Origin of the sequence: Rufibacter ruber (assembly GCF_001647275.1) — a bacterium.
GTDB classification, from domain to species: Bacteria; Bacteroidota; Bacteroidia; order Cytophagales; family Hymenobacteraceae; genus Nibribacter; species Nibribacter ruber_C.
Genome location: NZ_LRMM01000062.1, coordinates 21,183 through 32,476, shown reverse-complemented (window position 1 = coordinate 32,476; position 11,294 = coordinate 21,183). Strand labels below are relative to the sequence as shown.

The window sequence follows — 11,294 nt, the reverse complement described above, 5'->3', positions numbered from 1 at the left end:
ACCCGTTTTGCTGTTTTTGTAAAAACAGGCCGAAAACGGGTTCTCCCTAAATAACTATTCCAATCCTGAAAATCCCGCTCCTAGTTGCGCACGGCTATCATCAAACTCAACTCCTTGTACCGCATGTTGAATTTCTTGGCGATGGCGGCGTTGGTGAGGCTGCCTTTGTAGATGTAGACGCCGCTGCGGTAATGCTCGTGGGTAAACAGGGCTTCGTTCACGCCGCCGTACTTGGAAATCTCCAGGAACATGGGCGTAAAGATGTTGCTCAGGGCTTTGGTGGCGGTACGGGGCACCCGTGACGGAATGTTGGGCACGCAGTAGTGTATCACGTCATACTTGCGGTACACGGGGCGCTTGTGGGTGGTCATTTCTGAGGTTTCAAAACAACCGCCTTCGTCTATGCTCACGTCAATAATCACCGAGCCGGGGTTCATGCTGGACACTACTTCCTCAGAAATCATGCACGGGATTTGGCCTTCATCGGCGGTGACAGCACCAATGACCACGTCTGCGTCCTGAATTTCCTTGTGCAGAATGGTATTGTCTAGCGTGGAGGTGAACAGTTGTGCGCCTACGTTCTGCTTGAGACGGCGCAGTTTATAGAGGTGGTCGTCAAAGACTTTTACTTCGGCCCCCAGGCCGAGGGCGGCGCGGGTGGCATATTCTGCCACGGTTCCGGCCCCAATGATGACTACTTTGGACGGCGGCACGCCCGTAATCCCGCCCAGAATCACGCCTTTGCCTTCATTGCTGCTGCTCAGGTACTCGGCGGCGATGAGCATGACGGTGCTGCCTGCAATCTCGCTCATGGCCCGTACCACCGGCTTTGAACCCGATTTGTCTTTGAGCAACTCAAAAGAGATGGCGTTGATTTTCTTGCGGCAGAGGGCGCCAATGTATTCTGAGGTGAGGCTCCCAATCTGCAGCGCCGAAATCAGGGTTTGGCCCGGCCGCAGGAACTCCATCTCATCATAGGTGGGCGGGGCAATCTTTAAAAGGATATCAGCTTCGTAGACTTCTTTGGTGGAGTAGACAATCACGCCGCCGGCCTCTGAAAACTCATGGTCTGAGTACTTGGAAGGCGCACCGGCCCCGGATTCAATCCAGACTTCGTGGCCGTGGTCGGTGAGTTGTTTTACAGATTCGGGCGTGAGCCCGATGCGGTTCTCCTGCAAAGAGGATTCTTTGGGAATGCCAATGAAGAGGCTGCGCTTGCGGGTTTCTACCGCCAACATTGACTCTTTGGGCATAAGGCTGCGGGCTGTGGCCTTGGTAAGGGCTTCAAAACCGCTCGTCTTTTCCGTCATTTCCTCCATCATAACACTCTCAATGTAATTGTACGCGCTTCATCGGCCTCGCCGGTCTCAATAGACACCTCTACGGCGTCTGGGGGCAGCAAACCGGCCACTTTTGACGGCCACTCAATGAGGCAAAGGTTGCCGGAACTGAAATACTCCAGCGCCCCCATGTCCAGGGCCTCGGCCTCACTTTCAATCCTGTAAAAATCGAAGTGGTAAATGAGTTCCCCGCGGGCGGCCTCGTACTCGTTCACCAACGAAAAAGTAGGGCTGCTCACGGGCTCTTCCACGCCCAATTGGGCACAGATGGCCTTTATAAACGTGGTTTTACCGGCCGCCATGTCACCCTCAAACAAAATTATCCTTTTTTGTTTGATAAATGACAAAAAATCGGCGGCGGCCTGTGGTAAATCCGCTTTAGAGGAAATCTGGAGAAGTTGGGTGCGCGCTTCCTGGTCAGGCATTTTTAGATGAAAGCGTAATGAACGGGATAATACATTCTTCCAGAGACACGCCGCCGTGCTGGAAGGTGTCACTGTAGTGGTTCACGTAGTAGTTGTAATTGTTGGGGTACGCGAAGAAATCATCATTCATGGCGAAGACGTAGGCCGTAGACACGTTGCTCTTGGGCAAATGGAAACGCTCGGGCTTGCGCGCCACCAGCACACCTTTGTCTGTGAAACCCAGGTTCTTGCCGTGCTTGTAGCGCAGGTTGGTGTTGGTGTTGCGGTCGCCCACAATTTTGAACGGTTTCTTCACGCGCACGGTGCCGTGGTCTGTGGTGATAATCAGTTTTCCGCCTTTGTCGGCAATGGCTTTGAGCGTGTCAAACAGCGGCGAGTGCAGGAACCAGGAACGGGTCAAGGACCGGTACGCGGCCTCATCGGCGGCCAGCTCGCGTATCATCTGCATGTCGGTGCGCGCGTGGCTGAGCATGTCCACGAAGTTGTAGACAATCACGTTGAGTTTGTTGTTGTCCAGGTTGCTGAACTTGCTCAACAGCTCTTTGCCCGCGGTGTTGTTCGTGATTTTGTTGTAGCTGAACTTCTCGTTGACTTTGTTCTGCTGGAATTGAATCTCCAGAAAATCTTCCTCGTGCATGTTTTTGCCTTCCTCCTCGTCATCACCTACCCACAGGTTGGGGTAGCGCTTGGCAATGTCGGCGGGCAGCATGCCGGAGAAGATGGCGTTGCGGGCGTAGGCGGTGGTGGTAGGCAAGATGGAGTAGTACATTTCCTCCTGGTCTACGTTGAAGTAGTCAGTGATAATGGGCTCCAGCACTTTCCACTGGTCATAGCGCAGGTTGTCAATCAAGACAAAGTACACCGGGCCGTTGCTCTCCTTCATGATGGGGAACACACGGTCTTTGAACAGCCGGTGGCTCATGAGCGGGATTTCATCTGTCTCGTCATTCACCCACTCTTCGTAGTTGTCTTCAATGAACCGCGCAAAGTTGGTGTTGGCCTCGTCTTTCTGCATGTTAATCACATCGGCCATGCTTTTGCCTTCAGTCTCGGCAATCTCCAGTTCCCAGTACACCAGTTTCTTGTACACATCGGCCCACTCCTGGTAATTGAGGCGGTCCCCGAAGGCCATGCCCAGCGTCCTGAAATCGCGCTGGTAGCTGCTGTTGGTTTTTTCCTCCACCAACCGGCGGTTGTCCAGAATCTTTTTCACGGAAAGTAGAATCTGGTTGGGGTTGATGGGCTTGATGAGGTAATCGGCAATCTTGGAACCAATGGCCTCTTCCATGATGTGCTCTTCCTCGCTTTTGGTAATCATGACCACCGGCAGCGTGGGCCGCACGGCTTTGATTTCACTCAAGGCTTCCAGACCGCTCAGGCCCGGCATATTTTCATCTAAGAAGACAATGTCAAAGGTATGCTCCTGCACCTGCTCCACGGCATCTGCCCCGCTGTTCACGGGGGTAACGTCGTAGCCTCTTTCCTGAAGGAAGAGAATATGCGGCTTGAGCAAGTCAATCTCGTCGTCCGCCCACAAAATGTTATATCTTTGCATGGCTATTATTTTTCATAGTTTGTGTTGTGGCCCAGTTAGCGTGCATGGTTGCAGAATTTTTCCGCGCTCCGGGAGAATTTTACCCGTATAACCCGCACACCTTTACAATAACCGACAACGGACACTCGAAGAACTAAGTTATCTTGAATAAGAAAAAAATCTTCAACGACCCCGTCTACGGCTTCATCACAGTTCCGTCAGACCTGCTTTTTGACATCATTCAGCACCCATATTTCCAGCGGCTGCGCCGAATAAAACAGCTGGGGCTGACCGAATTTGTGTATCCTGGGGCGCTGCACACCCGTTTCCACCACGCGTTGGGGGCCATGCACCTCATGAACATTGCCATTCAGAGCCTGAGCGGCAAAGATAACGTCATTTCTGACAAAGAGTGCGAAGCCTCTATGGCCGCCATTCTGCTGCATGACGTGGGGCACGGCCCGTTCTCGCACGCGCTGGAAACGGCCATTTTCAACCAGGTGCCGCATGAGCAAATCTCGCTGCACATCATGGAGCTGCTCAATGAGGAATTCGGCGGGCGCCTGCAACTGGCCATTGACATCTTTACAGACAGCTATGAGCGCCGGTTCTTCCACCAACTGGTTTCCAGCCAGCTGGACGTAGACCGCCTGGACTACCTCAACCGCGACAGCTTTTACACCGGCGTGTCTGAAGGCAAGATTGGTGCCGACCGCCTGCTCAAGATGCTGAACGTGTACGAAGACCAGCTGGTGGTGGAGGAGAAGGGCATTTACTCTATTGAGAGTTTCCTGGTAAGCCGCCGCCTCATGTACTGGCAGGTGTACATGCACAAAACCGTGACCAGCGCTGAGCAAATGGTCATGAAAATTATGCAACGCGCCCGTGAACTCACCCAACGCGGTATTGACGTGCCCGCCAGCCAGAATTTACAGTTCTTCCTGCGCGAAAGCCTTTCCATCTTAGACTTTGAGCGCGACCCCAGCATCATGCGCCGCTTTGTGTCACTGGACGATTATGACATCTGGAGCGGCATCAAAGCCTGGGCCGAGCACGAAGACAAAATCCTGAGCTACCTGTCTGCCTGCATGCTGGAGCGCAGGCTGTTCAAAATCATGCTCTCCCCCACCCCGTTTGACCTTACTTTCCTGGCAGATGTGCGTGAATTGGCGCAGGAGCACTTCGGCGTGACCGCCGAAGAGGCCGAGTACCTGGTCATTACCGGCAAAATCAGCAACAACGCCTATGAATCTGGCGGCGAGAACATCAACGTGCTTACCAAGATGAGCACGGTGGTAGACGTGGCCGAGGCTTCTGACTTGCCCAACATTCAGGCCCTGAGCAAGAAGGTGGAGAAGTACTATGTGTGCTACCCCAAAGAAATTTCAGATATTTAAAGTATTAAATATCAATTACTTACCTTTCCAACTGTTAATTAACAAAAGCCTACTCCCATTTTCGTCCCAAAGATATATTAGATAATCCAGTGAGCAAAAATTTATATGTACCATAACTATGGATTATAGGTACTAGGTCAACCTATTAAGGTTAATTTCGCCCCCCTACCCCACCTCTCCCACCTCTGTTGCCCCTCCCACCTGCACGACTGACGACATAAATCATATACTGTATCCTGCTCCAGTATAGAAAGTGATACCCATGGCACAAATTCAGCCCACCCCAGATATACTGCCTTGGGTATTTTTTCAGTTTGAATTTGGTTTGAAATGATTTTCACCTGACATGCCCGTTGGGGCAATAGGTAAAATTCGCTTAAAAATTTTCTCCTTCTGCTATTCTCTTATTCCCACTTTAGAAATATAATTGGTCTAAACCTATCAATTACGAGATCATGGTACCTGACTTTATAATTATAGGCTTCATCGCGACAGAATTGTCGTGTGAGCATAATTTGAGAATAAAGAATACACAACATGCACACATCAAAAGTGGATAGCATAACGCTGTCCGCACCTAGAGCATATGCATTCAAAAACGGCATAGATCATAAGATTACAGCAGACGGGGAGGGAACAGTAACGCTATACAAGTTCAGCGAGGACGGTCTCACAATCACCATTAACCCCGTCATTGGACAAACGGTAATAACCATCTCCAGCAAAATACTTGGAGATGATTTCCTCTCCCTCATCTCCAATAACACCATAGAACGTGTTTGGCAGGCGGTCGCCAGATGCATTGGCATCAGCATAGCGGAGCTAATGCACTACACCGTCCGCAAGGTGGACGCTACATCAGACATATTTATGAAGAACAAGGAGACTGTGATTGCTGATCTGTATGAATTGGCTGGAATGCAGACTAGATACAGGAAAAGTGCCAGAACTTATAAATCCAAGGGAGAACCTACCTCTTTTTGGCTGAAAAGGGACAACAACGACAAGGAGCGAATCGACTATCTGTCTGTTTATGGGAAGTATGCTCAGCTTACTAACAAAGGCAAGAACGGTGGTTGGGCCTTTATAGGGACACTTGGCCATGAAGGGCGCGAAAGAGCGTTACAGCTGGCGGAGAACATCGTTCGGTTTGAGACTAAGCTCTCGAGCAGGCGCATGATCAGAAAACATTACAATTTACCAGACAAACACATTCCTATTTTTCAGGATATACTTGATTCGAGGATTAATGTGAATCTTAACATGGTCCAAACGATTTACGGGAAAGTGGCTTGCTTGGAGATGCCGCACCATAAGCTAACCAGTGTGACCGACTTGGGTCATTACCATGCCCTTGCGCAGACAGACTACTGTATAGAGAGCGCGTTTCAGTACCTCAATCAAATAGTCACTGTCAAGAACAAGTCTAGGACCGTAAAAAGGCTTCAGGCTATACTGCTTACTCATGACGAGGGAAACCATCAGCGTCTAATTAACACCTATAAAAATGTATTAAAAGCTCTCCAGTAGAAAATTTTCTCAAAAGTGAGAAAATACCGCTTTTTTTCTTATTTTTGAATCATAAACAGGTTCAAATATGAGAGAAGACGATATTATTCTGGAAATTTACCAGCTATTGAACAACCCATCGCCACTCAGCCTGCACCGAATCATCGAGGACAGACGGGACGCGATGGGGTTGAACAACTTCCAAGTGGCGAAGATACTTGGGGTGGACAAATCCACTTTCAACAGGCAGTTGGAGAAGTTGGCAAACGGGAACGTCAATAGCGTAGACTTCTTCTTGATCCTAAAGCTGTGCCAGTTTCTAGGTATCAAAATAGAGGATGCGTCAAAGATTTTCGTCGCATCGCTTCCCCCTGATAACATTAAAGAGCTAGAAATGGCCCGTAAGGCCAACTACATCATAAGTAACTTCGATGTAAAGGGCCTAAAGGATCAGGGTTTCATAGACACTGCGACTGATTTTGAGAGAATCGAGGAGCGTATTCTTAAATTTTTTGGTCTGAGTTCCATTTTCCACTACGGGACTGAAGTTGGTGCTGTGGCATTCAGTAGGACGAAAAGTAACTCCCACGACAAGATGCGGGAGTTCTGGGTACGGTCTGCTATTTTCCAATTTGAGAAAATCGATAACCCCAACGAATACAATCCAGACACCTTGCTTTCCCTGATCCCAAAGATGGCCCCATACACTCGTTATGTGGAAAAGGGTTTTCACCATGTCATTCAGGCTCTCTTTAATATTGGGGTAACGGTTATCGTGCAGAGCTACCTTGCCAAGACACAGGTTAGGGGCGGTACGTTCGTGGTGAAGGGGAAGCCTTGCATCGTGATCACGGATTTCAACAAGTCCTACCCTCATCTGTGGTTCGCGCTCATGCACGAGTTGTACCATGTATACTATGACTTTGAGCAGCTCAAATCCTTGAAGTACCACCTAACAGGGGAAGCACAGAGTGACCTGTACCTTTTCAGGGAGGACTACGCGGACCTATTCGGCTGGGAGATGCTCTTCCCGAAGGAAAAGCGTAAATACATCAAGCACATGATCAAGTCTGAGGCATATGTCCACGCTTATGCCAAGGAAAACATGGTGCACCATGGGATCATCTATGCCAGCTACTGTGAGGAGAGGTTGAGTGAGGACAGCAAGAACGAATTTGGCTTCTACCGCCCCATGTTCGGCAGTTCGGAAAAGGCCCTCCAGTACGTTAAGTGCCAGCCATGGAACAAGGACTCCCTTCTGGAGGAGATAGAGAAAATCAAGAAGTCATTTGTCGTTCAATAATCTTAAATCATGGAGAAAAACAACAAAAAGTCTGGGCAACTTACAGAGGAGGAGTTTCTGGCAGACATGAAGAAGATGTCCGAGAGGGCAATGGAAGTCACAGCGGTTCAGACAGGACTCTTCGACGGGGCTGATCTGGGCGAAGAGGATTTGGACACCACGTTTGACGTAGCCATCCTGAACGACACCGCCGATCCCGACGCCTCACATAGACTTTACTATACTATGATGGCAGTAATGAAAAAGCACCTCCCTAGCGGCAAGGAGAACGAGAAGATGCGCAGGTATATCTATGATGAGAAGTCACTTTTCTTGAACAGAGGAAAAGCGAAGAATGAAAAGGGAATACGTGGTAGCGATGAGCGAATGGCATATCTTGGCAACTTCCTCAACGTGGCCTTAAATACGGTCCAGCAGTGGGTTGAGCAAGGGGCCGCTCCGTATGATCTATTTATGGCTTTCAATATCCTCAATAAGGAGAGGGGTTACCATACTGTAGAAAACAAGGCTGATGACCTCAATGGGGAAGGACCAAGGCCAGAATAGCAACTAATGCTAGAAATCAAAAAAAGGGCGGCATCCATGAGAGGAATGTCACCCTTTTTTGATTTCTATTTTACAGAAATGTCTTCGTTGCGGTTACAGCAAAAAGGTATTGTTTGTGGTTTAAAATTAAGCTAAAAAACATCATTCAAATCCCTCAGAAAAGAATTCCTTCGGAGTCATTTGGTGTATTTCTAAAATACGCAGGAGGGTTCTCATCGTAGGGTTAGTTTCCCCTTTTTCAAGTTTCCAGTATTGCATACGACCCAGCCCGTGCTCAATTGCAAAGGTTTCATAGCTTCTGTACCCTTTTTGAATCCTTATTTGCTTTAGCCTATCTCCAATGGCTTTCAATACTTCGATCTCGCTCTTCATGGGAGCGGAAGATGGGGTGGATATGTTTTAAAATTTACGTATTAAAAGCATACACATTATAAGTATACATATTCCAAAATTTTATACTTTTGCTCGTCCTCAAAAAGAGGGTTAATCAATCATCATATTAATCAAAAACACTTATGAAAGCTTTTAGAAATTTTACATTAGTGATTGCTGCTTTGCTGATGCTCTCATTCGTCGGGTGCTCGGACTCTTCCGATGATGAAGAGGTCAAACCTACAATCGACAAAAACCAACTATTCGGAATATGGGAACTCAAAACAATCATGAAAGGGAGCAGTAACATCACCAACAATTACGATGTTGAGAGTTCCTATTTGGTATTGAATAACGGAGGCACATTCCAAGGACAGCGGCTTGGTGATGGCACCTATGAAGCAGCATTACTAAACTATACCCAAGAAGGCTGGTGGAGATTAGAAAAGGGAAATGTTATAGTCATCAATGGTACTGAAGAGGCCACAGTCAAAGAGTTGACCGCTTCGTCCATGACGATGGAAAAGAACGAACAAGGTGAGGGGCTTATAACTTACAAGTTTGTAAAGTAGGAAGCGATTTTGTGACAAACAGAAATGGCATGCTTGGTAAGCATGCCATTTCTGTTTTAGGAAATTAGCTTTTTGATTCTTTGAACGGTTGAAATACCAACATCACATAGCTTTGCAGTCTCGCGGATGGAATAATCTGATTTAAGATACTTTACAACACCCTTGTACTCCTTGAGCATCTCTTCTCTACCTTTGACACTATCCTTCGGCCTTCCCACATGTTTCCCTTTTCGCTTTGCCTCTGCTATGCCTGACTTTACCCGAGTGATTAGCGTTTCCCTCTCCATCCTGCCAATGTCAGTAAGTAGCGTAAAGAGGAACTGAGCCATTGAGTTAAGCGACCCGTCTGGGTTTAAAGTTTCGATGTTGTAGCTTTTCACTACAACTGAAACTTTATATCTGTGCAGTTCTTCTAAGGTAGCCAATACCTGAGATGTATTTCTTCCCAACCTAGTCACCTCATGCACCAGAACCTTGTTTATCTTACCAGTCTGGGCAAGTTTCAGCAGATTCTGAATGCCTGCGCGCTCTTCATTCCTCTTGGCCCCAGATACCGTTTCGATGATTGTCTCGACGACCTTCAGCCCCTTGGCTGTTGCATACTCTGCCAATTCAGAAAGCTGTCTGTCATGTTGCTGATCATGGGTAGAAACGCGAACGAGTAATGCGGCCTTATTCATAGTCTGGGTCATTTGGTTTGGTTATGTAAAGATATAATTTACTTGCATGTATTCAAACAAACTATACCTTTTTTGAATACATAAAAGTAGGAATTCGACCCCACCAATTATTGTAATTTTGAATAAAGTAGCAGAAACCCTTTTTTGAATACATTAGTTGTAATACCCAGGACGCACGCCAGTACCAATGCATTGAGCGCACTCTCCTCCTCTGATACTCCGACCAGTGCCCTCACAGAATGTGCAGGGTTTCCCTTTCTCTCTAAGCTTGCTTTTGAATCGTTCCTCCTTTTCGGCAGAGACAGTACCGCATTGGTCGCAGGTACCATTCCTATAAATCCCCATTTTGCACCATGTACAAACCTCACCGTCCGTCAAGTAGGCTTCTTCTCTCTCTCGCATTTTGTTTGAGTCAATCTTTGGCACACTGGCCATCCTTTGCTGAAGGGTCGAGATAGTGGCAGGCCTGTTATGCTCAAAGCGGTAAATAGTCTGTGACACCCCCAACGTCCACTGGCCGTGCATTTCCAAACCCTCCTTAGAAGTTTGGACCTCACCCTCAAGATAAAGTTCTGCCTGATCAAGAAGATTTTTCCCTGCATCGACACCGTTTGCAGCATAGTATTTCACTTTCTTGATCTTGTTCCCTTCGACGACGTAAAAGGGGCGGACGTACCAGAAATCAGGCAGAGGGGATTCGGATATGTTCTGCATGAACGCATACATGCCCTCCGCTGGTTTCTCGATAAATTCGAGGGCGTTAATCTCATAAGGCTCGTACGTTACAGCAGTCTCTTTCAATGCATGAGTGAAAGCATAAGATTTCAGGTCTTCGCGTGGCTCCCAATGGCGCGTTCCCATGTTGTTCCCATCCTTAAAGATATAAACAACTGGTACGACGGTGTAGCCGCCAGCAGACTCTGTCCCCCCGTCACCAATATAGAAACTCGGCTGAGGCCCCACACGAAACTCTGGCACTTTGACAAGTGAGTAAACGTTTTTGACCAATTCCCACCCAGCCTTGGTTTTCTTGAAAGCCGCGCCACCGATGTGCCCACCCTTTGCCTCAATTTCCGACGAAACTCTGAAACGTTCTCTGTCGATCCCAATGTTGTAGAACACTACAAATGAACTGTCTGTTCTGAAGGACTTGAGTGGGCGGAATAGTATGGCGGGCGGATAATTCCCCTCTGGCCTCGCTGGGCTAGTTGAGTAAATATCAGGGTCGTCGACTTTATAAGTTTGGGTTCTAAGCCGAGATGTATCTTCCGAAACGAATATCGGATACTTTTTCCCTAGTTCATTCCAGCTTTTAGCGTCCCAAGACCACACCATTCCTGTATTTTTGTCAGACACTACTAAGAAAAACACCTTGCATCCCTTGAATACTGCGTCCATTGCAAGGCTGTCGGTAATAGTATTGCCTTTGATAAGGATAGCTTGTGCTTTCCTCTTCCCCATCTCTGAGGAACATGAGTAGAGAATATAAGTCAATAAGAACGCTGCTACAACCGTTACTGGTTTCCATTTACCCATTTCTGTTTTTTTCATTGCTGGTTTCGTTTGGGATAGAGATTCATAAGTTCTTGTTGCACAAATAAAGCTGAATTTAACAA

11 protein-coding genes are annotated in these 11,294 nt (G+C 47.8%); 5 read left to right on the top strand and 6 right to left on the bottom strand.

Annotated elements, in window-relative coordinates:
- Positions 1-80: 80 nt before the first annotated feature.
- Genes A8O25_RS18095 through porX form a run of 3 tightly spaced genes read right to left on the bottom strand, consistent with a single transcriptional unit; the run spans position 81 to position 3,320 of the window.
- Positions 81-1,310, bottom strand: a complete 1,230-nt coding sequence (locus A8O25_RS18095; protein WP_066837874.1) for an alanine dehydrogenase — start codon at positions 1,308-1,310, stop codon at positions 81-83.
- A gap of 8 nt (positions 1,311-1,318) precedes the next feature.
- Entirely contained in the window at positions 1,319-1,765 is a 447-nt protein-coding gene (tsaE, locus tag A8O25_RS18090) for a tRNA (adenosine(37)-N6)-threonylcarbamoyltransferase complex ATPase subunit type 1 TsaE (protein ID WP_066837868.1), read from the bottom strand.
- Complete coding sequence (gene porX / locus A8O25_RS18085) at positions 1,758-3,320, bottom strand: T9SS response regulator signal transducer PorX (RefSeq protein WP_066837865.1); 1,563 nt, start codon at positions 3,318-3,320, stop codon at positions 1,758-1,760. The genes tsaE and porX overlap by 8 nt, the downstream gene beginning before the upstream one ends.
- A 143-nt stretch (positions 3,321-3,463) precedes the next feature.
- Between porX and A8O25_RS18080 the strand changes: the two genes are divergently transcribed.
- From A8O25_RS18080 to A8O25_RS18065, 4 genes are all read left to right on the top strand, one after another.
- Entirely contained in the window at positions 3,464-4,696 is a 1,233-nt protein-coding gene (locus A8O25_RS18080) for an HD domain-containing protein (RefSeq protein WP_066837862.1), read from the top strand.
- A 537-nt stretch (positions 4,697-5,233) separates the two neighbouring features.
- Positions 5,234-6,226, top strand: a complete 993-nt coding sequence (locus A8O25_RS18075) for a hypothetical protein (protein ID WP_066837859.1) — start codon at positions 5,234-5,236, stop codon at positions 6,224-6,226.
- Between the two features lie 67 nt (positions 6,227-6,293).
- A complete protein-coding gene (locus tag A8O25_RS18070; protein ID WP_066837856.1) occupies positions 6,294-7,508 on the top strand; it encodes an XRE family transcriptional regulator in 1,215 nt (404 codons plus the stop codon).
- Between the two features lie 9 nt (positions 7,509-7,517).
- A complete protein-coding gene (locus A8O25_RS18065; protein ID WP_066837845.1) occupies positions 7,518-8,054 on the top strand; it encodes a hypothetical protein in 537 nt (178 codons plus the stop codon).
- A 141-nt stretch (positions 8,055-8,195) separates the two neighbouring features.
- Here the strand turns inward: A8O25_RS18065 and A8O25_RS18060 are convergent, their stop codons facing one another.
- Positions 8,196-8,426 carry a helix-turn-helix domain-containing protein gene (locus A8O25_RS18060; RefSeq protein ID WP_066837839.1) on the bottom strand — a complete coding sequence of 77 codons (231 nt, stop codon included), beginning with the start codon at positions 8,424-8,426 and terminating at the stop codon, positions 8,196-8,198.
- Between the two features lie 143 nt (positions 8,427-8,569).
- On the opposite strand from A8O25_RS18060, the gene A8O25_RS18055 reads away from it, so the two are divergent.
- On the top strand, positions 8,570-8,998 hold the full coding sequence (locus A8O25_RS18055) for a hypothetical protein (protein ID WP_066837836.1): 429 nt from the start codon (positions 8,570-8,572) through the stop codon (positions 8,996-8,998).
- Positions 8,999-9,054: 56 nt separating this feature from the next.
- Here A8O25_RS18055 and A8O25_RS18050 read toward each other — a convergent pair whose 3' ends face one another.
- Positions 9,055-9,690: a recombinase family protein gene (locus tag A8O25_RS18050; protein ID WP_082893742.1), complete on the bottom strand. Its 636-nt coding sequence runs from the start codon at positions 9,688-9,690 to the stop codon at positions 9,055-9,057.
- Positions 9,691-9,831: 141 nt separating this feature from the next.
- Complete coding sequence (locus A8O25_RS18045) at positions 9,832-11,229, bottom strand: hypothetical protein (RefSeq protein WP_066837834.1); 1,398 nt, start codon at positions 11,227-11,229, stop codon at positions 9,832-9,834.
- Positions 11,230-11,294: the final 65 nt, after the last annotated feature.